The sequence below is a fragment of the Acinetobacter sp. YH12095 genome, assembly GCF_013419245.1.
In the GTDB taxonomy this organism is placed as follows: domain Bacteria; phylum Pseudomonadota; class Gammaproteobacteria; order Pseudomonadales; family Moraxellaceae; genus Acinetobacter; species Acinetobacter towneri.
Map to the genome: position 1 here is coordinate 23,959 of NZ_VPAL01000014.1, position 26,826 is coordinate 50,784.

A 26,826-nucleotide genomic window follows, 5' to 3' on the forward strand; every position below is an offset into this window, starting at 1 on the left:
AAGAGAATAAAACATGCGTAAATTAGTAGTTTTTTCGGGTGCAGGTATGAGCGCAGAAAGTGGAATCAACACCTTTAGAGATGGTGATGGCTTATGGGAAAAACATCGCGTGGAGGATGTCGCAAGTCCTGAAGCATGGGCAAGGAATCCTGAATTAGTCCAACGCTTTTATAATGAACGTCGTAAAAACATTCTTAATGCGCAGCCTAACTTGGCGCATCGCTTAATTGCTGAACTTGAAGATGATTTTGATGTACAAGTGATCACCCAAAATATTGATGATTTGCATGAACGTGCAGGCAGTTCAGAAGTTTTGCATTTACACGGCAATATTCGTTTAGCCAAAAGCTCAGGGCCTCATGCACAATACACGACAGAATTTTTTCCAATTGAAGGTGACTCGCTGAACTTGCAACAGGATCTTTGCCCACAAGGCTATCCTTTACGTCCGCATGTGGTCTGGTTTGGCGAAGCAGTTCCTGCCTATGAAGAAGCACTGGATTTGATTCAAGATGCCGATATTTTTATTGTGATTGGTACAAGTTTGGTGGTGTACCCTGTTGCTGGATTAGTACACGAAATTCCTGCAAATTGTCAGGCTTATTATATTGACCCAAAAGCCATGCAAGCCCAACTTCCTGCTCAATTTCAACGGATTTCCAAAACTGCCACTGAGGGCATGCAGCAATTGTTCGATCAATTACATCAAGTTTAAAGTAATTACAGTATCTAAATTTTTCCACTTGTAAGATGTCATCAACATGCTTAGGCTATTTTGACATCTTGCAGGATTGCATCATTTTCATAATAGTTTTAGGTATCTCTTTAAAACTTTGTTACCATCGCTCTTTCTCTGTGTTTGTGATGTTTACTGCATATGACCTCATCTTATCAGCAACAACTTGATGCAAAAGTTGCCCGTATTTCTGCCCAATTTGCCGAATATAACCCGCCTGCCTTGCAAGTATTTGCCTCACCAGAACACAACTACCGTATGCGGGCAGAGTTCCGAATTTGGCATATTGAAGATGATCTGTTTTATGCCATGTTTGAACGCAGTGAAGATAAGCAGAAAAAAGTTATTCGTGTAGATGAGTTTCCGATTGCAGACCGCAGCATTAACTTATTAATGCCAAAGCTGTTAGCCGCCCTGAAAGCCGATCCCGTATTATCGGCTCGTTTATTTGAAGTGCATTTTTTAGCGACTTTAAGTGGCGAAATGTTGGTTTCACTGCTTTATCACCGCAAACTTGAATCTGATTGGGAGCCTGCAGCCCAAGCTTTGAGCAAAGCATTAAACATTAAACTGATTGGACGCAGCCGTGGGCAAAAATTCGTGCTATCCGATGAGTATGTAGTTGAACAATTACAGGTTTTTGAGCGCACTTATACCTATAAGCAAATTGAAAGCAGCTTTACCCAGCCAAACGCGCAAGTTTGCCAAAAAATGCTGGAATGGGCATGTACGGTTGCCGAATATTCTGAGCAAGATTTATTAGAACTTTATTGTGGTAATGGTAACTTTACCCTGCCGCTATCGACTCGTTTCCGTCGTGTACTTGCCACAGAACTGGCTAAATCTTCGGTATATGCAGCGCAGTGGAATATTGAACAAAACCAGATTGAGAATATTCAAGTAGCACGCTTATCGGCTGAAGAGTTTACTCAAGCCTATAACGGTGAGCGTGAATTCCGCCGCTTGCAAGAAGCGAACATTGATCTTGCAAGTTATGATTTTGATACGGTCTTTGTCGATCCGCCACGCGCAGGAATTGACGATGACACCTTAAAACTCCTACAGCGTTTTAAGCGTATTATTTATATTTCGTGCAACCCAGACACATTGCATGACAATTTAAAAACCTTGTGTCAAAGCCATAAAGTGACGCAATTTGCACTGTTTGATCAATTCCCATACACCCATCATGTTGAGTCGGGTGTTTTACTGGAAAAGATTTAAACAATTTGTTGCATTATTCTTCAATATTTACAAGTTCTCCTTTTTAGCACTTGTAAATATTATGATGTAAATGAATCAGTTAAAGCATTACAAGCCCTTTAACTGTCATAATTTCGTTAAAAAAATGCAATATCATCGAAAATTCTGCAACTCGATTGCTGCTTTTATCACTTAGGTCGACTTGATTTATTTTTTATATTGGCTATATTTCGATCTATGTTAGGTTGTGAATGAAGGCTCTATGAGTTTTTGGCAAAAGTTGTTCTCTACAGAACAGCAAAACGAGCATAAAAATCAAATTGCTTGTGTTGAAAATGATTGCTCTTGCAAGACAAATGAACAACTTCTCGAAGCTTTAACCAAAGCCACAGATGAAGATGTCATTATCGGGATTAAGAAGGTTCTCGCTTCGCGAGGTTATAGCCGCAAAGAGTTGAATGAACTCCAGCATCTACCATTCCAGTAATGGAATATGATAAAAAAGGCATTTAGTTGAACTAAGTGCCTTTTTTAATGGCTGCATATATATTAGAACGATAAATTTTATAAATCGCGACACGTGCTTGAACTTGCACAAAAACGCTAATCTTTTCAAACGCAGTCAATCATATCTTCATAATCATGCGCTAATATTTCTACACATAATCATTACACCAATAAATTCGAATTATTCAAACAGAGAAAATGACAATGAAAAAAACTAGCCTTAGCTGTCTTGCCCTACTCAGCCTAAGTTTAACAGCCTGTAGCCCAATGCCGAAAGAATGTGCCGAAACTTGGGAGAAAATGGAAAGTTTTGCTAAAAACATGGGTATTTCAGATGAGCAACTTAAACAACAAAAAAAGCAATTTGAAAATGAAGTCAAACAAATGAAAAGCGAAGAAGCAGTCAAAATCTGCAGGATGCAAGGCACAGCCTTAGGTTTTATTGGACAATAAATTCAGCCAAGCCAAAACCAAATTCCAATGTTAGGGTTTACAGCCTTGATGATCTATATAAGCTAAAATTGGACCTAAATTGCGATGTGGATGAGTATGACGTTGTAATTGCGGAATATACGCTGTAGAAATCGAACCATCTAAATACAAGGCATTTGGCGTTTGCAGCTCATCTTTAAAAAAGGTGGCAAATTGATGAAAAGTTACGGGCGTCTTGCTAATCACAAAGTACAGGCTTTGGTCTTTTAACCCAACCCCATTTCTAATTTTATAAGAAGTACTGTCTGCCAAAAAACGTGAATTTAACTGGCGATTAATAACTAACATTGGGCCAGACTGTGTCGCATACTGCGCTTTGAACGCTTGATTGGCATATTGTTGGGTTGTTCCTAAAAACACCCGTTGATGATTCCACGCCAGTACACCATTGGGCTGAATTAAAAAATTCCCCCATCCCTGTTGCTGTCGGTTCAGCTTTTTAAGTTGTCGTCCTTGTTCCACATACAAACCCACAGGCGAATAATCTGGATGAAACATGCCTGCATTCATGGCAAATTGCATGTTTTCACAAGACTGTAGATTTTTTTGTAGTTGTGAAATTTGCAGATATGGTTTCCCTTGCCGATCTTTCAGATATAAGCCTAACTGTGACAACTGTGTCACTTCCACCACATCTGCATTGATTTTACTGTTGTTAACCGTCCATGCGCGAATTTCCGCTTGTGCAGTAGGCGTGCAGAATAAATAACAGAGCAATAAGCACTTCCACCGAGAACAAAACATTATCATCTCCATACCTGCTATGTTACAAATTGTGCATATAACTGAATGGGTTATCGCATATTTGCTTCAGACGCAGTACACTATAAAACCTGATTTCTTTTCTCTACTCATGTTACTTTATTGGTCAAGCGTACGATGCTCAAGCAGAAAACACGATTTCCTTTAGGGGCACATTTAATTGTGAAACACTTCGGCTATAGCCATCATGGTATCTATGCCGGGCGTGGTCGCGTGATTCACTATTCGGGTTTTGCACATCTTTTTAAAAAACACCCGATTGAAATGACCAGTATTGAAAAGTTTAGTCACGGCAAAAATATTATTGTGCAGTCGTATCATGCGCCCAAGTATAAAGGCCGCAAAGTGGTACGCCGTATGCGCTCCAGAATGCATGAAAACAATTATCATCTGATTATGAATAACTGTGAACATTTATGCACTTGGGCAATTACAGGTGTGGAAAGCAGCCCGCAAGTATTTAAGATGATGGATCGTTTAACCACCATTGGTTATGTCAGTTCATTGATGAGTTATATGAACAGTATGATGCTGACCCTGACCACCACTTGCTTTGCTTTAGTGCTCTATATTAAGAAGAAACTACGCGATAAAGCCAAAATGCAGTTACCGCAAATCCTGATGAAGCAGGAACAGCATAAAAACCGCTAATCGCAGTCATTTTAGCGACACTGTATATCTCACAAAATATTCTATAAACCTCAAATAGATAAAACCAAAAGCCCAACCTGAATTGATCAAGTTGGGCTTTCAAGTTGCAAGCTAAAACTTAAATAAGGTGTTACTTGCCAGGTTTGAAGCTGTCTTTTAAGTCTAAAATGCGGTTAAACACTGGTTTTTCCGCACTGTGATCATACTGATCTGCAACAAAATAACCTTCACGTTCAAATTGGAAACGATCTTCTGGTTGTGCTGTTGCCAATGCAGGTTCAACAATGGCTTGTACCACAGTCAACGATTCGGGGTTTAAATTCGCCAAGAAATCATCACCCACTTCTGGATCAGACTCAGTAAATAAGCGATCATATAAACGAACTTCTGCCGCAACGCCTTTACTTGCAGATACCCAGTGAATCACGCCTTTGACTTTACGACCTTCTGGGTTTTTGCCCAAAGTTTCAGGGTCAATTGAACATTTCAGCTTAATAACTTCGCCGTTGGCATCTTTAATCACTTCATCACACTTGATTACATAAGCATGGCGTAGACGCACCTCACCTTCTGGCACTAAACGCTTGAAACCTTTAGGCGGCACTTCTTCAAAGTCTTTACGGTCAATATAAATTTCAGAAGTCAGTGGAATACTACGCTCGCCCATATCTACATTTGGATGACGTGCATGGACCAAATCTAATGCTTCTGGCAAGTTAGTCAAAGTCACTTTAAGTGGATTTAACACCGCCATACCACGTGCTGCAGTATTTTCCAATGACTGACGGATGCAATATTCAAGCATTGCAACATCCACAATACCATCCGACTTAGACACACCTACACGCTTACAGAAATCACGCAAACCTTCTGGTGTAAAGCCACGACGACGCATACCTACCACTGTTGGCATACGTGGGTCATCCCAACCATTCACAAAACCGCCTTCAACCAATTTACGCAATTTACGCTTAGATGTGATGGTGTAATCAATATTCAAACGGCTAGATTCATACTGACGCGGCACAGCCTCGGATTTCACCTTTTCCACCACCCAATCATAGAATGGACGATGGTCTTGGAATTCTAAAGTACATAGTGAATGAGTAATGCCTTCAATGGCATCTGATAATGGATGCGCATAATCATACATTGGGTACATTTTCCATTTATCGCCCGTTTGGTGATGCGATGAATGTAAAACACGATACAAAATCGGATCACGCATGTGTACGTTTGGTGAAGCCATATCAATTTTGGCACGGAGTACTGCCTGACCTTCGCCTAATTCACCATTGCGCATTTTTTCAAATAAAGCCAAGTTTTCTGCTACTGGCGTATCACGATATGGCGAATTTTTACCCGGCTCTACAAAAGAACCACGATTGAGCTTAATCTCATCAGGGGTTTGCAAATCGACATAAGCATCGCCTTGTTCGATCAGCTGAATTGCCCATGTATATAATTGATCGAAATAGCTTGATGCATAGCGTGGTTCGCCATTCCACTCAAAACCCAGCCATTTCACGTCATTGGCAATACCATCAACATATTCTTGTTCTTCTGCATCTGGGTTGGTGTCATCAAAACGTAAGTTACACACCCCTTGATATTCTTGTGCGATGCCAAAGTTCAAGCAAATTGCTTTCACGTGACCAATATGCAAATAACCATTCGGCTCAGGTGGAAAACGTGTCACCACCTGCTGAGTGCGACCCGCCGCAATATCATCGGTAATGACTTGACGTATAAAGTCTAAGCCCGGCTGTTGTTCTTGCTGCACAGCATCGACAGAGGCATTTGAACTTGGTGTCGGGGTGTTTGGCAGAGATGCAACAACATCATTTGGCTTCATAGCAATAAAATCACTTCTAAAATAAAATTGGATAAACTAGGTTACAGAAACTTCAGTAGTGAAGCATACATCACCCATTAGAACGCTTTTCCTTGTTTTTAACAAAGAAAATAACGTTTTTACTTGCCTTGTAGTTTACAGTTTGCTTATGCTTCTCTCAACCAAAAAACCCATGGCATTCGTGTCCATGTTTAGGAGATTACACAATGAGTTTTCCTCAAGTCGAATTAAACACCAATAAAGGTCGTATTGTTTTAGAATTGAACGCTGAAAAAGCACCAATTACAGTTGCTAACTTCTTAGAATACGTTCGTGATGGTTTTTATGACGGCGTAATTTTCCACCGTGTTATTGATGGTTTCATGATCCAAGGCGGTGGCATGGATGAAAACTTCAAAGAAAAAGCAACACGTGATGCGATTGAAAACGAAGCAGACAACGGCTTAAGCAACGATGTTGGTACAATTGCAATGGCACGTACCCAAGCACCTCACTCTGCTTCTGCACAGTTCTTCATTAACGTAAAAAATAACTCTTTCTTAAACCACACAGGCAAAACTGCACAAGGTTGGGGTTATGCCGTGTTTGGTAAAGTTGTTGAAGGTATGGACGTTGTAGATGCAATTAAAGGCGTGCGTACTGGCAACCGTGGTTATCACGCAGATGTTCCACTAGAAAATGTGGTGATTGAATCTGCAAAAATCATTGCTGAATAAGAATCTTACCCGACCTCGCTTACGCACATCATTTTAAAGTACTGCTTTAAAATTCGTTTAGGGAGGAGAAATCCCTCTTTTAAAAGAGGGATTTCGGGAGATTCCAAGGAATAATTCGTGACCTATCTGTTTATCGCAGATTTACACTTGTCACCAAATCACCCTCGACTTGTTCGGGGGTTTTTAGATTTGCTAGACGCTTATCAAAATAAAAACACCCAACTGTATATTTTAGGCGACTGGTTTAATGCATGGATTGGTGATGATTACACCGCAGCGTGGCTCGATGAAGTTGTTACACGTCTAAAGCAATTTAGCCAAGCAGGTAATCAAATTTACTTTATTGTCGGCAATCGTGATTTCGCTTTAGGTCAGAAATTTCTAGATCAATTTTCAGGACAACTCCTGCCCGATGTGTACACGCTGCACATTGGTTCACAACAGGTGCGTTTAGAACATGGCGATGCGCTGTGTACCGATGATGTGTCCTATCAAAAATTCCGAAAAATTATTCGCAATCCCATCATTTTAGGGATTTTAAAGAAAACACCTTTGGCTTTTCGGCAAAAACTTGCACAAGGTTTCCGCAAAAAAAGTCAGCAAGCCAATCAAATCAAAAGTTATGATGTCATGGACGTAAATGCAGATGCTGTGTCACAAGCCTTGCAGCATGCAGATGTGTTAATTCATGGGCATACGCATCGTCCAAATATTCACAATGAACACGGCAAACCTAGAATTGTATTAGGCGATTGGCGCGCAGATGCTGCACTAATTTTAGTAGTTGAACCAAATCAAGCCTTAGCAACTTGGCAACTGAGCAGCTGGAACTATTAAGCCCAACATCTTTACATAAAAATAATGGATACAACGCTAAAGGTACTTCGTCAGGTACACCAAACTAAAATCTACTTAGTTAGCAGATTAATACCCACCTTCCGTTTTAATCACTTCGGCATCAGCTTTATATTTAGCCAACAACTCACGCAGCGAAGTCATCAACACACTGGTATCTACCCCAACTGCCACAAATTCTGTGCCTAAATCCAAATACTTTTGTGTCACTTCATGTTGGGTCGATAAAATCCCTGCTGCTTTGCCTGCTGCACGAATCCGTTGAATCGCATCGACCACAGCGGCTTGTACTTCTGGATGGTTCGGATTGCCTTCATAACCCATCGTGGCAGATAAATCCACCGCACCAATAAACACCCCATCAATCCCATCGACTTGTAAAATAGCATCCAGATTTTCTAAACCTGTGACCGATTCAATTTGAATGAGCAAACAAATATTTTCATGCGCTGTCGCGTAATAATTTGGAATACTGTTCCAGCGAGTTGCACGTGCTAAAGCTGCGCCTACGCCGCGAATACCTTCAGGTGGATAACGTACCGCTTTGACCATCAACTCAGCGTGTTCAACGCTTTCAACCATAGGAATCAGCAAAGTTTGTACGCCAATATCCAACAGTTGTTTAATGAGTTGCACACTGCCAATCGGCGGGCGCACCACCGCTTGAGAGGGATAAGCCGCAATACTTTGTAATTGTGACAAAGTGGTTCTTAAATCACTCGGTGCATGTTCCCCATCAATTAAAAGCCAGTCATAGCCTGCATTGGCAGCAATTTCAGTACCATACGCATCTGCTAAACCTACCCATAAGCCAATTTGCTGCTGAGTTTTTAATTTACGCTTAAAATAATTGATATATTCCATCCATACACCTTTGGGATGCACCATGCTCAAGTTTATATTTAACGCCTATTTGCTATAAACAACCAATAGTGAAAACGTCTTGCATGATTGAATTTAACACTAAGTTTAAAGATGTTTATGTCGTGCTCATCTCATCTTAACCGCATAAATAGCACATGGATTCATTCCGTTAGCATAGCGAGGCATGTTAAGCTTTTGGCGCACACCTGCCCCAAATATAGTCTTTAAATGGAGATGATTCATGGATTTGCTCAACGTTGCACAAACTCGTTATACGACCAAAGCCTATGATGCGAGTCGCACTATTCCTGCAGAACAATTTGAGCGTTTATTAGAAATTCTGCGTTTAGCACCATCTTCCATTAATATTCAGCCGTGGCATTTTTTTATTGCAGATCGCCCTGAAGCCAAACAACGTATTGCTAAAGCTTTAGTTGGAAAGTACGCCTATAACGCCCCTAAAGTTTTAGATGCTTCGCATACCATTTTATTTTGCACCAAAGCTGACATTAGCGAATTACATTTAGAAAACCTGCTTAATCAGGATGCTGCTAGTGGACGCTTTAAAGATGAAGCCGCTAAACAAGGTCAGAAAGACAGCCGCACAGGTTATGTCGATTACTACCGCAATGAAAAAGGCGATATTCAGCGTTGGGCAGAAAATCAAACCTTTATTGCACTCGGACAAATGCTTTTGGCTGCAGGCATTGAAGGAATTGACGCAACGCCAATTGGTGGTTTTGATGAAGCAATTTTAACTCAAGAACTGCAACTAACTGAGCAAGGACTGATTCCTTCGGTTTTATTGTGTTTAGGCTATCGTAGTGAACAAGATTTTAATGCCAAACTGCCAAAATCACGCCTTGATAAACGTGAGATTTTCACGCAACTGTAAAACAAACATGCGATAACACTAGGGACAAAATTTGTCCCTATTTTTTGGTCTGAATTTTGCTTTATCTATATTTGCAATCTGTACTCAATCTCTATCAAAAATAAAAATGAGGTGTATGATGCTCAATTTAATGCCGCTAAAACTAGAATGCCGACGTTGTAAAAAACTGTATTTATATCAAGCCAAACCAAGCTATCCAACCCTGCGCTGCCCGATCTGCGATAGAACCACAATGCTGCATGGTCTTGCAGAAACTGCAGATTTATTGCGACATCCTTTTCGCTTTATGTTGAGTTATCTTAAACCGTCATGGCATAAGCGAGGCAAAGCACACTAAGCAATGCCAAGCCTAGCCCAATAGTGGTCGTGCTTTTCAGCTTTTCTTTAAAGAACAATACACCACTGATCACGCCAAATAGCACCACTAAAATATTCATCCCAGCAAATACCACTGCAGGGCTGTCTTTGAGCAGCATGTGAGCTTTGACATACAAGGCAATATTGGCAAAATTCAGTGCACCCAAAATTAAACCTGCACTGATATTTTGCATACTGCCCATGCTTTTATCGCGGATTAAGATATAAGCCATCGCCAAAACAAAAGCACATACAAACATCAAATTCAGCGCAACTGCAAATTGCAGTCCTAAACCTGTGCTGTATTTAAGCAAAACATCAATCAGTGCATAACCCAGCCAAACACAGCTCAAATATAAGATGCCTTGTTGCGCTTTAGCAGACTGCCCTGCAGCACGATGCGAATACAAAATACATAAGACCGCGATAATCCCAAGCGCGATTCCCACAATTTTCAGTTGGCTAAAATTTTCCTGAAAAATAAAATAAGCGGCTGCCAAAGACAAAACCACTGACAAACGCTGTGCAATTTCAGTTTTTAAAATACCTGCGCTGTCTAACGATTTTGCTAATACTAAAAAGACACTCGGCAACAACACACCCAAACTAATAATGAGCCACCACGGCGTATGTTGGATTGAGATCGTGCCCAAGTTGGGTTTAAACCAGTAAAAACACAACACACTGGCACTGACATAATTCCATGTGATCATCTGCATAGGGTTAAAACCCTGCATTTTGCAGACTTTTAATAAAATAGAGACCAGTACACTACAAAAGGCTGCGGCTACAATCAGTTCCATGACATGCTCGAGGATTGTTTTTGTTCTTGATTGGAAGTTGTGGATTCATCAGTAAAAAGCCCACAAGGACTGTGGGCTTTCGAGTTCTTAATCAAATTAAGAATTACTTATAGCGTTCAACCATTTTCTCTAAAGAAATTGGGCGAATTTTGTCTGCATTACCTGCAGTACCAAATGCTTCATAACGGTCTATACAAATTTGTTTCATTGCATCTACAGTTTTTGCGAAGAATTTACGTGGGTCAAATTCGCTTGGTTGTTCTGCCATCATACGGCGCATTGCACCAGTAGAAGCTAAACGTAAATCTGTATCGATGTTGATTTTACGCACACCATGCTTAATTGCTTCAACCAATTGCTCAACAGGTACACCATAAGTTTCTTTGATGTCACCGCCGTATTGGTTAATCACCGCCAACCATTCTTGTGGTACAGAGCTAGAGCCGTGCATTACAAGGTGTGTATTTGGCAACGCAGCATGAATTTCTTTAATACGGTCAATTGCAAGAATATCGCCTGTAGGTGGACGAGTAAACTTGTATGCACCGTGCGAAGTACCAACAGCAATCGCTAAAGCATCCACATTAGTATCTGCAACGAAGCTACGTGCTTCTTCAACAGATGTTAACAATTGAGAGTGGTCAAGTACGCCTTCTGCGCCCACGCCATCTTCTTCACCCGCCATACCTGTTTCAAGACTACCTAAACAGCCAATCTCACCTTCAACCGATACACCACACGCATGCGCCATTTGCACAGTACGACGCGTCACTTCGACGTTGTATTCATACGACGTTGGTGTTTTACCATCTTCACCCAAAGAACCATCCATCATTACTGATGAAAAGCCTAGTTGGATCGAACGCTGACATACATCAGGACTTGTACCATGGTCTTGGTGCATAACCACTGGAATATGTGGCCACTCTTCAATTGCAGCCAAAATCAGGTGACGCAAGAATGGCGCACCTGCATATTTACGCGCACCTGCCGAAGCTTGAACAATTACAGGTGAATTGGTTGCATCTGCGGCTAACATAATTGCGCGCATTTGTTCTAAGTTGTTGACGTTAAACGCTGGAACGCCGTAAGCATGTTCACCGGCATGATCCAAGAGCTGGCGCAATGAAATAAGAGCCATAATATCCTCCCAAATAATGTTGGTTATTCTACCCTGTGATTTGTTTCAATTCAGCAACAAATCGCCTTTTTCAAAAAAAAGTCCCTGCAAAAGCAGGGACTTTTAAACAAATTACTACAATTTGTCGTTTTTCAGCACTTATTGCGCTTCAGAAGCAGCAACTTCTGTGTCTGCAGTCGCAACGTCAGCAGGTGCATTTGCAACGTCTTCAGGAATATCGGTGTTGCCTTCATCCAAGATTGGTTGGTCAATTGCGTCGATTGCAGCTTGTTGTTCTGGTGTAACTTGAGCGTTATCTACAACTGCAGAAGATGCATCAGTTTCAGTCGCAGGTGCGCTTTCTTTTTTTGCACAAGCAGTCAAGGCTAAAGATGCAGCAATTAAAGCAGCAAGTGTTAGTTTTTGAATCATCGTCATTTCCTACAGTTAGGTCATTCATTTACTACAGTTTATTGCATATTTATGACATTTTGATGACTACGGCATGACATAAATATAAAAAAGTTGACCGAAGTCAACCTTTTTAAAAATTATTGATAAATTTTCTAGATTTAAGCGCGTTCTAATAATACCGCAACTGCAGGTAAGGTTTTACCTTCTACAAATTCAAGGAATGCACCTCCACCTGTAGAGATATAGCCGATTTTGTCTGCAACTTCATACTTGTCAATTGCAGCTAAAGTGTCACCACCGCCTGCAATAGAGAAACCTGCAGATTCTGCAATCGCCAATGAAAGTGCTTTCGTACCTTCACCAAATTGATCAACTTCAAATACACCCACTGGGCCATTCCAAAGAATTGTTTTTGAAGTTTTTAAAATTTCAGCAAATGCTTTTGCAGTTTCTGGGCCTACGTCTAAAATCATATCGTTGTCTGCAACATCTTCAACTTTTTTCACAGTTGCTTTCGCTGCTGCCAATGAACCCAAGAAATCTTCAAAATTAATTTCAGCGGCATCTGCAACTACAACATCGGTTGGCAGTGGTACAGAAACTTTTGCGGCAATTGCTTTGGCAGTGTCAATCAAATCATTTTCACATAATGATTTGCCCACGTTATAGCCTGCTGCAGCAAGGAAAGTATTGGCAATACCACCGCCTACAATTAATTGATCGCAAATATCAGACAATGAAGTCAATACATCTAACTTAGTCGATACTTTAGAACCTGCAACAATCGCCACCATTGGTTTTTCAGGTGTTTTTAAGGCACGACCCAAAGCATCTAATTCCGCAGCCAATAATGGGCCTGCTGCTGCCACTGGTGCTAAACGTGCAACGCCTTCAGTAGAGGCTTCTGCACGGTGCGCGGTACCAAATGCATCCATCACAAATACATCACACAATGCTGCATATTTAGCGGCAAGTTCTGGGTTGTTTTTCTTTTCACCGTGGTTAAAACGGCAGTTTTCCAATAAAACGACTTGACCAGGAGCAACGTCTACACCATCTAAATAGTCAGTGATCAGTTGAACATCTTGACCTAATGCTTGGGTTAAATACGCAGCTACAGGTGCTAAAGATTGTTCAGCTTTTGGCTCACCTTCAACAGGACGACCTAAGTGAGAATACACCATCACTGCTGCACCTTTGGCAACAGCAGCTTGAATCGTTGGCAATGCCGCACGTAAACGTGCATCGCTGGTGATCACACCATTTTTAACAGGTACGTTTAAATCTTCACGAATAAGGACACGCTTACCTGCTAAATCGAGGTCAGTCATACGCTGAAAGTTCATGTATAGCTCACTTTATTGATATCAAAACGCCACGATTTTAAATGATTATGCAGAAAAAGGTTAGCAACTTTTGTAGAATTGCTGTTTAAAGCAAAAGTTTTGATTATGATAGAGAAAAGCCACCATCTTTCTCGCACTTATGTCTATTCATCCTGATCCAAATATCAATCGTTTAAATGTTTTGGGCGAATCTCTCGCCAGTTGTTGCTTTGATCCTATTACTGGATATTTTCGTAACGGTTTTTGTCATACCGCCCCAACCGATTTAGGTCAGCACACCGTTTGTGCACAAATGACCTCTGATTTTTTAAATTTCTCGCAAAAAATTGGCAATGATTTAATCACGCCAGTACCAGAAGTTGGTTTTAACGGCTTACAACCGGGTGATTTCTGGTGTATTTGCGTCACCCGTTGGGTTGAAGCCTATCAGGCAGGTCAAGCACCACCAATTAAAATTCAAGCCTGTCATCAGTCAGTATTGTCTTATGTGCCTTTAGATATTTTGATGGATTATGCGGTGTGATGATCTGATGCAACATCCTGAAATTATTTTAGCGTCTGGCAGTCAAACTCGTCAGCAATTGATGAATCGTCTGCATTTGGCGTATAAGTCAATTTCACCTGATATTGATGAATCTGCACAGGGTGAATTGCATGCAGATAATTTGGCGCGACGCTTGGCTTTTGAAAAAGCACACTGTATTGCGCAGCAATATCCTGATGCAATTGTGATTGGTTCAGATCAAGTGGCATGGCGTGAACAGCAGCCAGATATTTTTATAGGTAAACCGCTCACTTCAGAAAAAGCTATACAACAATTACAAGCCAATTCAGGTCAAACGGTTTATTTCAGCACTGCGCTGAGTGTGCAGCAGCAATCTACAGGCTTTGAACAAACGGTTGTAGAACACTACACAGTTAAATTCCGCAGCTTAACTGACAATGAAATTGCACGATATGTTGCAAAGGAACAACCGCTACACTGTGCAGGTAGTTTTATGTGCGAAGGTTTAGGTATTAGTCTGTTTGAAGCCATGCAAGGCAATGACCAAACTACCTTGATGGGTCTGCCGATGATTCAGTTATGCCGCATGTTAAGAATGCTGAATATTCAGGTTCCTTAAGTTTAAAACTGTGTAATTTAACAGCCGTTAATATTTATAAAGACTATAAATCACCTTGCCCTTTGCAGCGACAAATCAGACAATATTGAGATTATTGATAAAACTTGCTTAGGCTATTTTATGTCGCAACCTTTAGATGTTTTGGGCGGAATTACCGCAGAACAATTCCTAAGTGAATATTGGCAAAAAAAACCACTTTTGGTACGCAATGCACTCCCAGAAATTGCCAACCTACTTGAACCTAGTGATGTAATGGAACTGGCACTTGAAGAAGATGTGACTGCCCGTTTAATCAAACAAAAAGATCGCGATCCAAATCAATGGACTGTGAAATCATCACCGCTCATTAAGGCTGATTTTCAAAAAATGCCAAAGTTGTGGACGCTATTGGTACAAGCCGTTGATCATTACTCTTTTGATCTCGCTGAACTTTGGAAAAAATTTCCTTTTATTCCGCAATGGCGACGTGATGACATAATGGTGTCTTATGCCCCTAAAGGCGGCTCTGTAGGTCAGCATTTTGATTTCTACGATGTGTTTTTGCTACAAGGCTATGGACATCGTCGTTGGCAACTTGGGCAAATGTGTGATGCTGAAACTGAATTTGTCGCAGGACAACCGTTAAAATTATTGCCTGAAATGCAGGTCAATTTTGATGAAGTTCTTGCACCTGGCGATTTACTCTATGTGCCACCGGGTTTGGCACATTATGGCGTGGCGGAAGATGATTGTCTGACGTTCTCGTTCGGTTTCCGCATGCCGAATATTAGTGAAATGATGGATCGAGTGAGCGATAAATTCTCTGCCGATGAAATGTTACGCACGCCACTACAAGACCTTGTTCGTAAAAAAAATACCCAAATTGGCGAAATGACTGCGACAGAATTGGATTATCTGAAAGCAGAATTGTGGGCGCGTTTACAAAACTCATCGGTGTTGGATGATGCGATTTTAAGCTTAATGTCTGAACCGAAATATCCTGAAAATATTCCTGAAGTAGATGAAATAGGTGTAGGCGATTTAGAAGATGCGCTAGATCAGGGTTATCAAATCATGTTGGAACCCGCCTCTCGCCTACTTTATGCAAATCAGCTAGATGAAGTTTTATTTTGGGCGAATGGTGAAGCGATTTGTGTCGCAGAAGCATCTATCCCTACGCTGCAAAAAATTGCCAATGGTGAACGCGTGCTGCTCGATGAAAACCTTTACGACGCAAATATTTTGGAAGATTTGGTACAACTGCTCAATGAATCCATTTTAATGTTGTTACCTGCTGAAGACGCTTAAAATATTCGTTTCAGCCCCCTCAAGATGATCAATTCATCTTGGGGAATTTAGATAAGCGGGATCTAAAGTTAAAACTGCCTGAATTAACGTATAGCCAGGTGTCGAATTTAATTTTAATTGCCCTCCAACCCGTTCTAAACGCATTTTCATACTGCGCATCCCAATACTCATGCCATGTTCAAGCACGCTATTGGCTTCAAAACCTACACCATCATCCTGAATTTTAAGTACCAATTGCTTAGGCGGTACAAATTGCATACTGACGGATACATGCTTGGCTTGGCTGTGTTTAATCACATTGGTTAAACTTTCTTCTAATACCCGCATCAAAGTTAAGCACTGTAACGAATTCGGCTCAATCACCCATTCATTTGGAAAATCCCACTTGGAATGAATATCCATTTCATCCATCAATTGACTAAAACGATGACGTACTGGCGCAACCCAAATTTTAGGATTTTCAGGCACTTTAGAACCAATGGAAGAACCACTATCAATAATTTGACGTAAATCATCACGCAGTAATTTCAGCATAGATAAGAACTGCTGATTACTCATGTTCTGTTCGCTTTGGTCGACCATAATCATGGAACGTACCAAAGATGCACCCAAACCATCATGCAAATCATGCGATAGATGAATCCGCTCTTGCAAACGCACATTTTCCAATTCTAAATAATGCTTTTCTGACATACTGCGTTTTAAATCATCACTGACTTCAAAAACTTTAAGCTCTAAATCTTGATTAAATTTCTCAATTTTTTGAATATTTCTTTTTAGGCGTATGCCTAAAATAATCGCAATAAATAAAGTAATTACTGGCGAGGTATACGGTGATAATGGCTGATATAAACTTGCCGTTGCCGCATTACTTAAACGAAATACATCTACACCCGCAAAAAAGCCAATCAAGGTTAAACAAAATAGCAGCAGATATACTTCTGTTTTTGGGGATTTATACGCTAAATACGCCAAATAAAAATAAACCACGACTAGTAAGCTGGCATAACTTAAAAAGACAATCCCAAATACCAGTTTGACATAATCTAAGGGTGTTAAAAACACACAAACGATTACCGCTAAACTCAGAATAAAAATACTTTCTTCCAATATTGGCAAGCGTTGATTGACAAACCTAATTAAATACAGACTAAAAGCTAAAACATAGAGGATAAAAAAGCTTAAATTGGCTTGAGATGCCACCAATACACTTGGGTATGGAAAGGTTTCTGTGGTTAAAAAATGAGAAATAAATAATAACCAGAACATGCAACTCAACGCGAACCAACCAAAACTCTGATCACGGCGTAAAAACAGCCAAATAACCAAACATAAAATGCCTAAAGTGGCAGATAAAATCGCATTAATTTCAAATAAAGTACGTTTATTCCATATACTTTGCTGGTGCTGTTCAATATTGTTATGCACATTATTAAAACTTATTTTTCCTATACCCGCATTTTGAAATGCATATCCATTTACATAGACCAATATTTGATTTTTACCTTGTTTTAAGCCTGAAATAGGTAAAATCCAGTAACGTGGCATATTCCAGTTTTTTGACAAAGGCTCTTCTAAATGTTGACTTGCCCAAAGTAAATCTTGATTCAGATAAACTGCCCCTGCACTATTTAAAAAATTCAGTGCAAAAACGATGGGTTGATTTAAACGATGATCACGCTCACAAAACCACTCCCACTCTATTTTGTACCACGCCCCACCATTATAATTTTTCCAGCGATCATCCCAAACGTCGGGCAGTTGAACATTTTCCCAACCCGTTTCAGGTTTTTTATTATGTGATGCTGTTTTGGCAGAGCTGATTGAAAGTACATGCACATTGCAGTACTGATTAATTGGGTACACCACTTGCTGCGCATAGCTTTGCCACGCACAGAACAATAACAACACGCCCAAACCACACTGCCAAAGCCTTTGAATCATAAAAGACCTAAAGTTCTAGCGGTACTGACAGCCTTAGTGCGTTTAGTGACCGACAACTTCCGATAGATATGTTTAATATGACTTTCAACGGTATAACGCGACACAAATAATTGCTCAGCAATTTCACGGTTACTTAAGCCCTGCGCCACCAGATTTAAAATTTCTAATTCACGATTGGTGAGCTGTTCATAATGTGAGTTGAATGCTTGAGCATCGGCGCGATCTGATAAATCTTCGGTCAGCACGGGTACTTTTTGATGTGAAATTTGCGATAAAATTTCACGGGCGATAAATGGGTCTATCGGTGCACCACCTCTTAAAATGCTGCGTATTGCGATAATAATTTCAGCATCATCACGTTCTTTAAGCACATAGCCTGTTGCACCTGCTTGAATTGCAGAAAATAAGCTGTCTTGGGTGCTCCATGCAGAAATCACCAAAATTAATGCGCTTGGATCTCTAAAATGTAATTGTTCGATTAGTTCTTTACCATTGCCATCGGGCAAGCCTAAATCGACTAAAGCTAAAGCAATCGGATGATCTTCTATACACGTCATTGCAGCTTTAAGATGACTCACGAAAAATAGCATGTCATCTTGATAGCCAATATCATGCAAAATTTTTCTAAGACGTGACTGAATAATAGGCTCATCTTCAACAATTAAAACCGGTACGGGTAATATCGCTTCCATTTCTGCCATCATTCATCCCCTTGATTATGTTTGTAAATATATCAATCGTTTTGATGTAAACACTATCCCTAGAATTAAGGAGTTTTTCAAATTTAGCTTATTTTATAAACATGAGCATAGCACTGAAACATGAAACTCGAGCATGAAATAAAAAATAAATGTGAAGTACTATTTTATTTTAGAAATCGCTTCACATTTTAATGAGCAGCGCAGCATAAATATGCTTTGATGCCGAGAACAGCATCAAAGCAAATGTAGAGCCGTATTTAAAAGATGGTTGATAAATTAATAATAAGTCTTAGAGCTATGTGCATGTAAAAATGCAGGAATCAGCCCTGTTAAAGCCGCACGAATATCCGCACGTTCATTGATTAATTGATGCGAGCCTTCTTCTAACATGAGTAAGGTTTGCAGGCGGAATTTACGCCGAATAAACTCAATGTTGTAGCGCCAATCTACGGTTTGATCTTGCGCCCCTTGTGCCAACCAAACAGGAATACGGCAAGCTGGACGTTCTTCCATCTCCAACATCCATTTAGACATGGCTAAAATCCAATCCATGCCCATCATTCTAGGTTGCAGCGGGTCTTTTAAACGCACAAAGCGTAAAAATTCAGGATTATGATTATTGCGTCGGAAATGTCGCGGCACTTCACGCTTAATCCGACGGATAATGCCCAAACCAACAGAGTTATGCCACCATGCCGATTTTGCAGGACGAATCAAAGGCGATAACAACAACACACGCTCTACAAATGGATTTTCACGGCGCTGAGCAAATTCCAACAAGTGATGCATCCAAATTGCACCACCTGTACTTTGCCCAATGCCCAACCACGGTTTTGGCAATTGATCGGCATTTTTTACATATTGATAAACCGCATGTAATACTTGCTGATAATGATCAAAATTTTTGATGTTGGCAGGATAACCATCACTCAATCCATGTCCGGGCAAATCATAAGTCAAAACACTAAAGCCCTGCTCTAATAATTCTTTGACGATAGGTTGATAAATCCCGCTATGTTCCAAATAGCCATGCAGTAGAAATACCGTGCCCTGCACCTGATCAAATTTGGTTTTGCTTAAATCGGGTTGAAAAATTTGCACATGCAATTTAAACAACGGCATTTGCACATAGCCTTGCCAATGTTCACAGTCCAACAAATGAAAACCATATAGCTGTCGATAGGCTTGTAACTCAACACTCGGTTCAAAACCACGATTCAAATTTAAAGGTTGTAGAATTTGTGGTGTGGTTTCCCTACTCGGCACTGGCAAATCTAATTGCTTCAACACGCTTGGGTTTAAAAATGGAATATCAGGCATTATGGCACCTCGCGACATGCGCTAGAACCAATCAAGACATCCCGAATGGCGGCAAGCATTTCATAATTGGCACGGCGGCTGTGATCATAGTTTTGTTCACTTGGACGCCATGCGGTCAGTTGAGTCGGCATTGGAGCTTCGACAGGAATCGTTTCAATTCCATTTAAAGCAAATAAACGGCGGGTGCGTGGCATGTGATAACGGTCTGTAATCAAAATCACTGTCGGCGCCCCCCCTTTTTTTTGTAATAATAAAGAACTAAAACGTGAATTTTCACAAGTATTCATGCTGCGATCTTCTAATAATTTTGCTTCGACATCATATTTTTTTAACCAACGCTGCATATAAGGTGCTTCTACACCACTCAGTACAATCGGCAATTGATATTGTTTTACCACCGCTAGGGTCGTTTCTAAACGTAAACGTGTGTAGTCATTGACCACAATATCTTTGCCATTATCATCTAAAGTTAAGCCACCACCTAAAACCACAATCGCATAAGGTTTAGAGTTTGCAGGTATTTTTGGAATATTTTGTTGCTGAATTAAAGCAATATCTTTAAAGATTTCTTCATCTACAGGCTCACTTTCGGTTTCGGCAATTTTATGAGTGCTTAAAAACTCCAAGTATTGTTCCATGAGTACCTGATTTTCATGACTATCCAAATTGAGCAAGGCTTTTACATTTTCGGATGGGTCTTCTACAACTGCTTCAGAAGCTGCATTAGACACCAACAATGGGACTTGCGGCAACTCTTGCTCAGATGCTAATTTTTTTTGCGTTTGTTCTTCTAAAATAAGCGCTTGTAAGGCTTTATAACGAGCCTGAATTAAAGTTAAATTTTTCGAATTTTCAGATTGAATCTCTTGCTCCATCAGCTTCAAATAAGCTTGTCGGGCAATCCATAAATCTGAACCGGGTTCCAAGCTGTCTTGATCACTAAAAGCCGCCATTTGCTGACTTTTTGCTGCCACTTGATTCACTTCTACAGGTACCAAAGTGTTCAGCGTTTTGACCACCAAAGTAGAATAAAAAGGTGAATAGATAAAAATCATGAACGCTGCAAACAATACAAATAGCACGGCAGCAATTTGTACCAATCTGAGCATCCAATGATTCTGTTTCATCTTCACTTAACCTACCGGTTGATGTGCACGAATCAAACCTGTTTCATCAAATAACACAGGTTCAGGTTCTAGTGAAATACCAAAACGACTCAAAACATCTTGCTGCACAGCACGATAGGTGTGTTGCACATCTGCCAAAGTGGCATCGGCATAATTGACTAAAACCAACGCTTGTTTATGAAACATACCCACCACACCCAGTTGTTTTCCCTTCCAGCCAGCTTGATCAATCAACCAGCCTGCTGCAATTTTAACTTGCGCATTCGGCTGTGGGTAATGGGGTAAATTTGGAAATTGTGCTGCAATTTGGTCAAATTGCTGAGTCGAAATCACAGGATTTTTAAAGAAACTACCTACATTTGGATATTCTGCAGGATTAGGCAGCTTACTTTGGCGAATTTGAATAACTTGTTGCTGCAGATTTTCAGCAGTTTGCTCATCGCCTACAGCAGCTTTTAAGTCGCCATAATTTAATTTTAACGCAGCCTGTTTTAACAGTTTAAAAGTCACATGGGTAATGATGTAACGGTTGGGATGATCTTTAAAAATACTGTGTCGATAGGCAAACTGACAATCTGCAGCAACAATTGAGCTGAATTGTTGGCATTCACGATCATAGACCTGCACAGATTCAATAAACTCACCGACTTCAACGCCATAAGCACCAATATTTTGCACAGGTGAAGCGCCGACCAAACCTGGAATTAAAGCCAGATTTTGCAGACCATATAACTTTTGTTCCGTACTCCACAACACAAACTCATGCCAGACTTGTCCTGCCCCAACTTTTAGGGTGACACTTGCATCATCTTCAGCGCATTTTTCGATGCCCTGAATATCCATGTGCATGACCAAGGCATGAATATGTTCAGGCAATAACATATTGCTACCACCCGATAAAATCAGCACATTTAATTGTTCTTTCTGGGCAAATGCCAAAGCATCCTGTACATCTTGAATATTTTCAATTTTGACATAATGCGACGCAGTTGCATCTAAATTTAACGTATTGAACGGTTTGAGTTGCATGTTGTAGTGAATGTGCATGACTTAAACCTTCAATTCAAATTGTTGTTGTAAAACTTTCACCCATGCGCGACTACTCGACTCGCATTGATCGAGCACCCGCTCAAAACCATCGGCTTCGCCATAATATGGATCGGGTAATTCTTGCTGCGTATAATGCGGATCGTGTTCGCTCATTAAGGCTATTTCAGCGCGCAAACTGCCCAGTTCAGCTTCAGCACGGCGCATTAAAGATTGAATATTGCTTAAGTTTTCAAAATCCATCGCCAAAATCAAATCAAACTCGACAAAGTCTTGTATACGTAACTGACGCGCGCGCAATGTAGATAAGTCATAACCACGTTTGAACGCATGTTTTTGGCTGCGTAAATCTGGGGCTTTGCCTGGATGATAATTACTGGTTCCAGCAGAATCCACCAACACATTGAGTTGTTGTTCATCACAAAAATGTCGAAGTACAATTTCTGCCGTTGGAGAGCGGCAAATATTTCCCAAACAAACACATAACACCTTATATGGCGTTTTGGATGACATAAACAACCTCAAAGCTACTTTATTTTTAAGAGTCTTATGTTAAGTTATTTATGATATGAATCCTATATCGTGACCCTACAATAATGTTGAATTAAGTATAAAAATTAGGAATAAAGACGATGCAGCATTTTCAATTTCAAACAGTTGGCAACATTATTTCTGGATTGGGTTCAATTTCTGAACTAAAAACGGTTTTAACCGAAAAAAATTATAAGCGTTTGTTATTGGTCACCGATGCTGGCATTTTACAACAACAATTATATCAACCTATTTTAGAAATTTTAAAGCAACTGCAACTGGACTATGCCATTTACTCGAATGTGCAAGCCGACCCCGCAGAACAGATTGTGTTAGAAGCAGTTGATTTTGCCAAACAGCAAAATATTGATGTTGTATTAGGTTTTGGTGGGGGTAGTGCGATGGATGTCGCCAAAATTATTGCCGTGCTGAGTCATTCCGAACAAACTCAACAACTGTCGGACTTGTACGGTGTTGGCAATGCGAAAGCACCACGTTTACCACTCATTTTAGTTCCCACAACGGCAGGTACAGGTTCAGAAGTCACACCTATTTCCATTGTCACCACAGGTGCAACCAGTAAAACAGGCATTGTTTCTCCTATTTTATATGCCGATGTTGCCATTTTAGATGCCAATTTTACCCGTCATCTACCTGCACAGATTACCGCAGCCACAGGTATAGATGCGATGGTACATGCCATTGAAGCCTATACTTCTAAAATCAAAAAAAATGCGTATTCAGATTTTCTGGCAAAACATGCGCTGCGTTTACTTGATCAAAACTTAAAATTAGTGCTTGAAGATGGCAGCAATATGCAAGCACGGCAAAATATGCTGTTTGGTTCAATGCTGGCAGGACAAGCCTTTGCCAATGCTCCTGTGGCTGCGGTGCATGCACTTGCCTATCCTTTAGGCGGGCATTTCCATATTTCACATGGTCATAGCAATGCATTGGTACTGACTGAAGTTTTAAAGTTTAATGCGCCTGCTGCAAAACAATACTATGCAGAACTAATGTGTTGGTTAGACCCTCGTAGCAAAGGCTGCACAGATGGATTATGTGATTTATTTATTGATCATTTACAAAATCATTTAGATCAAAGTGGTTTGTTGTTAAAACTCAATGCATTAGGCATTGCAGAAAACATACTGCCACAATTGGCAGAAGATGCGATGCAGCAAAGTCGTTTATTACAAAACAACCCGAGAGCAATGCAAATGCAGGATGCTTTACAAATTTACCAAGCCATTTATGCCTAACATTTACGCTTAACGTTCTGTATTTAACTTTATAGATTTATTTGGGATGATTTCCACCCATTAAAGCATGACACCACATTGATAAAAATATAGGTAAACTTGTGAAACCTGACACCAAAACCCGTGAGCAATACGCTTTTTTCTTTCCCATCCAAACTCGCTGGGCAGACAACGATATGTATGGACATGTCAATAATGTCACTTATTACAGCTATTTTGACAGCGCAGCCAATGCCCTACTGATGCAAAAAGCAGGCTTTGAACCCAAACGATCACCCTGTATTGGTTTAGTGGTCAATTCCACCTGTCATTTTTTGCAGGAATTGTCCTATCCTGAAATGATTGAAGTAGGTGTTGCTATTCAAAAAATTGGAAACTCATCCTTAATTTATGATTTGGCAATTTTTAAAAACAATCAAAATCTTGCCGCTGCACAAGGACAAGTGGTGCATGTATTTGTAGATCGAATTACACGCCAAAACTGCCCGATTCCTGACTCCATCCGCGAAGCATTACAGCCATATAAAAGCACAGATTCAGCTTGCGCTTAGCAAAAAATAAGGCTGGTTTGACCCAGCCTTAAAATTCTGCAAACAAAAGCTAACAACAGGTTATTTCAACTGAATGTTATGTAATTCGCCATCAAAGTTTTGCAAAATATCTTTCACAATCGGTTCTTGATGCAATAAATTTTCAGCCCGTTGATAAGCGCGTTGTTTGCGCTGTTGCTGCAAAATGTACGGTGTCGTGTCATCCACATTTTCATATTGCACTTTAAACAGAGTTTTACTCCACTGTTCTTTTAAAGCACTTTCTAAAGCATGTTGCAGTTGAGTCAATAACTGCTGATATTGCTCAGGAATATGAAAAACCGATTCAGCATTAATCTGCCCCGTCATTACGCCATGCTGCGCCAATTCTTGCACGGCAGGTGACAACTCGCTGTGTCTAAACCAATATTCCCACTTGTCTAAAGTCCACTCACCTTCTAAAACTTGCGGCTGTAAACGCAGAATATCCTGCGGCATTAATTGATCATCGGCATTAGATGCTATGGTTTGCTGCGGTTGTGCTGTCGCACTGGCAACATTCGGTTCGACTTCAGTCGCTGCTAAATCAAATAAAGCGGTTTCTGCATTACTTACATTTTGTGTAATTGACGGTGAAGCATTATTCGATTGTAGTGTAGATGAAACTAGCGATGTTTCGGCTGATGCAGCAAGATCACCTAACGGTGCAACGGCATCAAAACTTTCCAGTAAAAAATCATCATGACTTTGCACATCAGATGTAGTGCTTACCGATGAGGCATCTTCATCTAAACCAAACAATTGTGCATCTGCATTTGGATCAAACACGATAGATTCAGATTGCTTATCCTCAGCCTGTATTGCAGTTTCTTCATTCACTGCAGGTTCTGACATAGATTCTGGTGAAATCGCAGCTGTTGAGTGTAGCGCTTGCGGAGTCGGTTGTTGCGCTTGAATCGACTGTTGATCTTGATGTGTTAAAGCTTCAGGCTCATCCTCATCTAAAAAATCATCTGAAGAAGGTTCTGCAACACTGGTTTGTGTCGTGGTGTGTTCTGAATAATCGTCATCCTCATAGTCAAATCCATCAAGATCAGGTGTTGCAACCGCATCTAATTCAGTTACATGCTGTTCCGCTTGTGCTGTATTTTGAGTTGCCACAGCTTGTGGAGTTTGCTCCATTTGAGCAACTGGCTGGGAAGCCGCTGTTTGTGCAGTATTTTGTGGCGCAGCAACCAACACTTCATTGGCTTGCAAAGGTCGAAATGCCAGTAAACGCAGTACACACATTTCAAAGCCTTGTTCTTGGGTTACGGCAATTTGTAAATCGGCGCGTCCTTTACAAGCAATTTGATAATACAACTGTAAATCTTGTGCAGAGATCAGACCCGCAAGCTGCTGAATTTTTTGATTAATTTCAGCACTGTATTTTAGGTTTAAATCTGGCAGATATTGCATGATTGCCAATTCATGCAGTGTCGAAATTAACTGATCCAACACCAAAGACACATCTAAAGCTTGCTGTCTAAATTGTAATAACAACTGACTCACACGCTGCTGTTGGTTTTGATGAATCGCTAAAATCAAATCATAGATAATGGTGCGATCAATCAAGCCCAGCATGTCTTTGACATCTTGATGATGAATTTCACCCTGACCATAAGCAATGGCTTGGTCTGTCAAAGACATCGCATCACGCAAAGAACCTTGCGCAGATTCAGCAATCTGCCAAATTGCATCTTGCTCTGCAACAATCTGTTCTTTGGCTAAAATATCCTTTAAATGACTGGTAATTTCATCGACCTGCAATGGACGCAAAGTAAATTGCAAACAGCGCGAAATCACAGTAATAGGGAGTTTTTGTGGGTCTGTGGTCGCAAACAGAAACTTCACATGCTCAGGCGGTTCTTCCAAAGTTTTTAGCAAAGCATTGAACGAATGCGTAGACAGCATGTGCACTTCGTCAATCAGATAAACCTTAAAACGTCCCTGAGTCGGTGCATAAGGTACGTTATCGAGCAACTCACGTGTGTCTTCAACCTTAGTACGTGACGCCGCATCAATTTCGATTAAATCAATAAAACGACCTTCATTGACCGCAGTACAGGTCGGACACACTTCACATGGGGTAGATGTCACGCCTGTTTCACAGTTCAGGCATTTGGCCAAAATACGCGCAATGGTAGTTTTACCTACACCACGTGTTCCCGTAAAAAGATAAGCATGGTGCAAACGCCCACGTTCCAAAGCACTGGTCAATGCCCGTGATACATGGTTTTGTCCCACCAATTCATTAAAATTACGAGGACGATATTTACGCGCAAGTACCTGATACATGAATGCTCCTTTTTACAGGTCTAAGCATACTGTTTTTTTG

Annotated in this window: 28 protein-coding genes; 14 read left to right on the plus strand and 14 right to left on the minus strand. The window is 40.5% G+C overall.

The genetic code is table 11. From position 1 onward, the window contains the following. Nucleotides 1-13: 13 nt before the first annotated feature. The 4 genes from FTU35_RS09930 (at nucleotide 14) to FTU35_RS09945 (ending at nucleotide 2,899) form a co-directional block, all read left to right on the plus strand. Nucleotides 14-715: an NAD-dependent deacylase gene (locus tag FTU35_RS09930; RefSeq protein ID WP_004973326.1), complete on the plus strand. Its 702-nt coding sequence runs from the start codon at nucleotides 14-16 to the stop codon at nucleotides 713-715. Between the two features lie 162 nt (nucleotides 716-877). Beyond that, a complete protein-coding gene (trmA, locus tag FTU35_RS09935; protein WP_154320708.1) occupies nucleotides 878-1,960 on the plus strand; it encodes a tRNA (uridine(54)-C5)-methyltransferase TrmA in 1,083 nt (360 codons plus the stop codon). Nucleotides 1,961-2,201: 241 nt separating this feature from the next. Beyond that, complete coding sequence (locus FTU35_RS09940) at nucleotides 2,202-2,426, plus strand: hypothetical protein (RefSeq protein ID WP_004973321.1); 225 nt, start codon at nucleotides 2,202-2,204, stop codon at nucleotides 2,424-2,426. 224 nt (nucleotides 2,427-2,650) lie between these two features. Further along, nucleotides 2,651-2,899 carry a hypothetical protein gene (locus tag FTU35_RS09945; protein ID WP_004973320.1) on the plus strand — a complete coding sequence of 83 codons (249 nt, stop codon included), beginning with the start codon at nucleotides 2,651-2,653 and terminating at the stop codon, nucleotides 2,897-2,899. A gap of 30 nt (nucleotides 2,900-2,929) precedes the next feature. Here FTU35_RS09945 and FTU35_RS09950 read toward each other — a convergent pair whose 3' ends face one another. Then, on the minus strand, nucleotides 2,930-3,682 hold the full coding sequence (locus FTU35_RS09950) for a phosphodiester glycosidase family protein (RefSeq protein ID WP_225530198.1): 753 nt from the start codon (nucleotides 3,680-3,682) through the stop codon (nucleotides 2,930-2,932). A 135-nt stretch (nucleotides 3,683-3,817) separates the two neighbouring features. On the opposite strand from FTU35_RS09950, the gene FTU35_RS09955 reads away from it, so the two are divergent. Beyond that, the gene (locus FTU35_RS09955; RefSeq protein WP_096900868.1) at nucleotides 3,818-4,351 is read left to right on the plus strand and encodes a lecithin retinol acyltransferase family protein; all 534 of its coding nucleotides are present in this window, start codon (nucleotides 3,818-3,820) and stop codon (nucleotides 4,349-4,351) included. 130 nt (nucleotides 4,352-4,481) lie between these two features. Here the strand turns inward: FTU35_RS09955 and FTU35_RS09960 are convergent, their stop codons facing one another. Beyond that, the gene (locus tag FTU35_RS09960) at nucleotides 4,482-6,206 is read right to left on the minus strand and encodes a glutamine--tRNA ligase/YqeY domain fusion protein (RefSeq protein ID WP_180064711.1); all 1,725 of its coding nucleotides are present in this window, start codon (nucleotides 6,204-6,206) and stop codon (nucleotides 4,482-4,484) included. A 206-nt stretch (nucleotides 6,207-6,412) separates the two neighbouring features. On the opposite strand from FTU35_RS09960, the gene FTU35_RS09965 reads away from it, so the two are divergent. Beyond that, nucleotides 6,413-6,922, plus strand: coding sequence for a peptidylprolyl isomerase (locus tag FTU35_RS09965; RefSeq protein WP_004973310.1), 510 nt, complete (start codon nucleotides 6,413-6,415; stop codon nucleotides 6,920-6,922). Between the two features lie 117 nt (nucleotides 6,923-7,039). Beyond that, nucleotides 7,040-7,759 (plus strand): UDP-2,3-diacylglucosamine diphosphatase, encoded by a 720-nt coding sequence (locus FTU35_RS09970; protein WP_180064712.1) that lies wholly within the window; start codon nucleotides 7,040-7,042, stop codon nucleotides 7,757-7,759. Nucleotides 7,760-7,846: 87 nt separating this feature from the next. Here the strand turns inward: FTU35_RS09970 and hpaI are convergent, their stop codons facing one another. Next, nucleotides 7,847-8,641: a 4-hydroxy-2-oxoheptanedioate aldolase gene (hpaI, locus tag FTU35_RS09975; protein ID WP_096900940.1), complete on the minus strand. Its 795-nt coding sequence runs from the start codon at nucleotides 8,639-8,641 to the stop codon at nucleotides 7,847-7,849. Between the two features lie 241 nt (nucleotides 8,642-8,882). Between hpaI and nfsB the strand changes: the two genes are divergently transcribed. Both nfsB and FTU35_RS09985 read left to right on the plus strand, forming a co-directional pair. Further along, nucleotides 8,883-9,536: an oxygen-insensitive NAD(P)H nitroreductase gene (gene nfsB / locus FTU35_RS09980; protein WP_004973304.1), complete on the plus strand. Its 654-nt coding sequence runs from the start codon at nucleotides 8,883-8,885 to the stop codon at nucleotides 9,534-9,536. A gap of 115 nt (nucleotides 9,537-9,651) precedes the next feature. Beyond that, entirely contained in the window at nucleotides 9,652-9,873 is a 222-nt protein-coding gene (locus tag FTU35_RS09985; protein ID WP_081402487.1) for a hypothetical protein, read from the plus strand. Here the strand turns inward: FTU35_RS09985 and FTU35_RS09990 are convergent. From FTU35_RS09990 to FTU35_RS10005, 4 genes are all read right to left on the minus strand, one after another. Next, complete coding sequence (locus FTU35_RS09990) at nucleotides 9,836-10,696, minus strand: DMT family transporter (RefSeq protein WP_180064713.1); 861 nt, start codon at nucleotides 10,694-10,696, stop codon at nucleotides 9,836-9,838. The genes FTU35_RS09985 and FTU35_RS09990 overlap by 38 nt on opposite strands. 103 nt (nucleotides 10,697-10,799) lie before the next feature. Continuing rightward, nucleotides 10,800-11,837, minus strand: coding sequence for a class II fructose-bisphosphate aldolase (gene fba, locus FTU35_RS09995; RefSeq protein WP_004973298.1), 1,038 nt, complete (start codon nucleotides 11,835-11,837; stop codon nucleotides 10,800-10,802). A gap of 138 nt (nucleotides 11,838-11,975) precedes the next feature. Beyond that, the gene (locus FTU35_RS10000; protein WP_131260911.1) at nucleotides 11,976-12,248 is read right to left on the minus strand and encodes a hypothetical protein; all 273 of its coding nucleotides are present in this window, start codon (nucleotides 12,246-12,248) and stop codon (nucleotides 11,976-11,978) included. Nucleotides 12,249-12,388: 140 nt separating this feature from the next. Then, entirely contained in the window at nucleotides 12,389-13,576 is a 1,188-nt protein-coding gene (locus FTU35_RS10005; protein WP_004973295.1) for a phosphoglycerate kinase, read from the minus strand. Between the two features lie 139 nt (nucleotides 13,577-13,715). Between FTU35_RS10005 and FTU35_RS10010 the strand changes: the two genes are divergently transcribed. The 3 genes from FTU35_RS10010 (at nucleotide 13,716) to FTU35_RS10020 (ending at nucleotide 15,987) form a co-directional block, all read left to right on the plus strand. Then, a complete protein-coding gene (locus FTU35_RS10010) occupies nucleotides 13,716-14,099 on the plus strand; it encodes a DUF2237 family protein (RefSeq protein WP_004973294.1) in 384 nt (127 codons plus the stop codon). 7 nt (nucleotides 14,100-14,106) lie between these two features. Further along, on the plus strand, nucleotides 14,107-14,700 hold the full coding sequence (locus FTU35_RS10015) for a nucleoside triphosphate pyrophosphatase (protein WP_026438423.1): 594 nt from the start codon (nucleotides 14,107-14,109) through the stop codon (nucleotides 14,698-14,700). A 120-nt stretch (nucleotides 14,701-14,820) separates the two neighbouring features. Further along, nucleotides 14,821-15,987 carry a cupin domain-containing protein gene (locus tag FTU35_RS10020; protein WP_154320704.1) on the plus strand — a complete coding sequence of 389 codons (1,167 nt, stop codon included), beginning with the start codon at nucleotides 14,821-14,823 and terminating at the stop codon, nucleotides 15,985-15,987. A 33-nt stretch (nucleotides 15,988-16,020) separates the two neighbouring features. Here FTU35_RS10020 and FTU35_RS10025 read toward each other — a convergent pair whose 3' ends face one another. From FTU35_RS10025 to FTU35_RS10050, 6 genes are all read right to left on the minus strand, one after another. Then, entirely contained in the window at nucleotides 16,021-17,931 is a 1,911-nt protein-coding gene (locus FTU35_RS10025) for an ATP-binding protein (protein ID WP_167846047.1), read from the minus strand. Next, on the minus strand, nucleotides 17,928-18,632 hold the full coding sequence (locus FTU35_RS10030) for a response regulator transcription factor (protein ID WP_004973283.1): 705 nt from the start codon (nucleotides 18,630-18,632) through the stop codon (nucleotides 17,928-17,930). Before FTU35_RS10030 ends, FTU35_RS10025 begins: the two co-directional genes overlap by 4 nt. 276 nt (nucleotides 18,633-18,908) lie before the next feature. Beyond that, nucleotides 18,909-19,952, minus strand: a complete 1,044-nt coding sequence (locus FTU35_RS10035; RefSeq protein WP_096900878.1) for an alpha/beta hydrolase — start codon at nucleotides 19,950-19,952, stop codon at nucleotides 18,909-18,911. Next, entirely contained in the window at nucleotides 19,952-21,079 is a 1,128-nt protein-coding gene (locus FTU35_RS10040) for a YdcF family protein (RefSeq protein WP_154320702.1), read from the minus strand. Before FTU35_RS10040 ends, FTU35_RS10035 begins: the two co-directional genes overlap by 1 nt. A gap of 6 nt (nucleotides 21,080-21,085) precedes the next feature. After that, nucleotides 21,086-22,126: a UDP-N-acetylmuramate dehydrogenase gene (gene murB, locus FTU35_RS10045; RefSeq protein WP_004973280.1), complete on the minus strand. Its 1,041-nt coding sequence runs from the start codon at nucleotides 22,124-22,126 to the stop codon at nucleotides 21,086-21,088. A gap of 3 nt (nucleotides 22,127-22,129) precedes the next feature. Further along, complete coding sequence (locus tag FTU35_RS10050) at nucleotides 22,130-22,639, minus strand: low molecular weight protein-tyrosine-phosphatase (RefSeq protein WP_004973278.1); 510 nt, start codon at nucleotides 22,637-22,639, stop codon at nucleotides 22,130-22,132. Nucleotides 22,640-22,758: 119 nt separating this feature from the next. On the opposite strand from FTU35_RS10050, the gene FTU35_RS10055 reads away from it, so the two are divergent. Together FTU35_RS10055 and FTU35_RS10060 are read left to right on the plus strand one after the other, a co-directional pair. Beyond that, the gene (locus FTU35_RS10055; RefSeq protein ID WP_180064714.1) at nucleotides 22,759-23,919 is read left to right on the plus strand and encodes an iron-containing alcohol dehydrogenase; all 1,161 of its coding nucleotides are present in this window, start codon (nucleotides 22,759-22,761) and stop codon (nucleotides 23,917-23,919) included. A 101-nt stretch (nucleotides 23,920-24,020) separates the two neighbouring features. After that, nucleotides 24,021-24,470 (plus strand): thioesterase family protein, encoded by a 450-nt coding sequence (locus tag FTU35_RS10060; protein WP_004973275.1) that lies wholly within the window; start codon nucleotides 24,021-24,023, stop codon nucleotides 24,468-24,470. A 60-nt stretch (nucleotides 24,471-24,530) separates the two neighbouring features. Here FTU35_RS10060 and dnaX read toward each other — a convergent pair whose 3' ends face one another. Then, nucleotides 24,531-26,786, minus strand: a complete 2,256-nt coding sequence (dnaX, locus tag FTU35_RS10065) for a DNA polymerase III subunit gamma/tau (protein WP_179997365.1) — start codon at nucleotides 26,784-26,786, stop codon at nucleotides 24,531-24,533. Between the last annotated feature and the right edge of the window lie 40 nt (nucleotides 26,787-26,826).

Coding starts and splice junctions, on each gene's coding strand:
- murB (WP_004973280.1), bottom strand. CDS start 22,126: ATGCACATTCACTACAACATGCAACTCAAACCGTTCAATACGTTAAAT.
- nfsB (WP_004973304.1), top strand. CDS start 8,883: ATGGATTTGCTCAACGTTGCACAAACTCGTTATACGACCAAAGCCTAT.
- trmA (WP_154320708.1), top strand. CDS start 878: ATGACCTCATCTTATCAGCAACAACTTGATGCAAAAGTTGCCCGTATT.
- FTU35_RS09955 (WP_096900868.1), top strand. CDS start 3,818: ATGCTCAAGCAGAAAACACGATTTCCTTTAGGGGCACATTTAATTGTG.
- FTU35_RS10030 (WP_004973283.1), bottom strand. CDS start 18,632: ATGGCAGAAATGGAAGCGATATTACCCGTACCGGTTTTAATTGTTGAA.
- FTU35_RS10055 (WP_180064714.1), top strand. CDS start 22,759: ATGCAGCATTTTCAATTTCAAACAGTTGGCAACATTATTTCTGGATTG.
- FTU35_RS10025 (WP_167846047.1), bottom strand. CDS start 17,931: ATGATTCAAAGGCTTTGGCAGTGTGGTTTGGGCGTGTTGTTATTGTTC.
- FTU35_RS10005 (WP_004973295.1), bottom strand. CDS start 13,576: ATGAACTTTCAGCGTATGACTGACCTCGATTTAGCAGGTAAGCGTGTC.
- FTU35_RS09945 (WP_004973320.1), top strand. CDS start 2,651: ATGAAAAAAACTAGCCTTAGCTGTCTTGCCCTACTCAGCCTAAGTTTA.
- FTU35_RS09965 (WP_004973310.1), top strand. CDS start 6,413: ATGAGTTTTCCTCAAGTCGAATTAAACACCAATAAAGGTCGTATTGTT.
- FTU35_RS09940 (WP_004973321.1), top strand. CDS start 2,202: ATGAGTTTTTGGCAAAAGTTGTTCTCTACAGAACAGCAAAACGAGCAT.
- FTU35_RS10000 (WP_131260911.1), bottom strand. CDS start 12,248: ATGATTCAAAAACTAACACTTGCTGCTTTAATTGCTGCATCTTTAGCC.
- FTU35_RS10010 (WP_004973294.1), top strand. CDS start 13,716: ATGTCTATTCATCCTGATCCAAATATCAATCGTTTAAATGTTTTGGGC.
- FTU35_RS10015 (WP_026438423.1), top strand. CDS start 14,107: ATGCAACATCCTGAAATTATTTTAGCGTCTGGCAGTCAAACTCGTCAG.
- fba (WP_004973298.1), bottom strand. CDS start 11,837: ATGGCTCTTATTTCATTGCGCCAGCTCTTGGATCATGCCGGTGAACAT.
- dnaX (WP_179997365.1), bottom strand. CDS start 26,786: ATGTATCAGGTACTTGCGCGTAAATATCGTCCTCGTAATTTTAATGAA.
- hpaI (WP_096900940.1), bottom strand. CDS start 8,641: ATGGAATATATCAATTATTTTAAGCGTAAATTAAAAACTCAGCAGCAA.
- FTU35_RS10050 (WP_004973278.1), bottom strand. CDS start 22,639: ATGTCATCCAAAACGCCATATAAGGTGTTATGTGTTTGTTTGGGAAAT.
- FTU35_RS09985 (WP_081402487.1), top strand. CDS start 9,652: ATGATGCTCAATTTAATGCCGCTAAAACTAGAATGCCGACGTTGTAAA.
- FTU35_RS09950 (WP_225530198.1), bottom strand. CDS start 3,682: ATGTTTTGTTCTCGGTGGAAGTGCTTATTGCTCTGTTATTTATTCTGC.
- FTU35_RS09960 (WP_180064711.1), bottom strand. CDS start 6,206: ATGAAGCCAAATGATGTTGTTGCATCTCTGCCAAACACCCCGACACCA.
- FTU35_RS09930 (WP_004973326.1), top strand. CDS start 14: ATGCGTAAATTAGTAGTTTTTTCGGGTGCAGGTATGAGCGCAGAAAGT.
- FTU35_RS09990 (WP_180064713.1), bottom strand. CDS start 10,696: ATGGAACTGATTGTAGCCGCAGCCTTTTGTAGTGTACTGGTCTCTATT.
- FTU35_RS10020 (WP_154320704.1), top strand. CDS start 14,821: ATGTCGCAACCTTTAGATGTTTTGGGCGGAATTACCGCAGAACAATTC.
- FTU35_RS10035 (WP_096900878.1), bottom strand. CDS start 19,952: ATGCCTGATATTCCATTTTTAAACCCAAGCGTGTTGAAGCAATTAGAT.
- FTU35_RS10040 (WP_154320702.1), bottom strand. CDS start 21,079: ATGAAACAGAATCATTGGATGCTCAGATTGGTACAAATTGCTGCCGTG.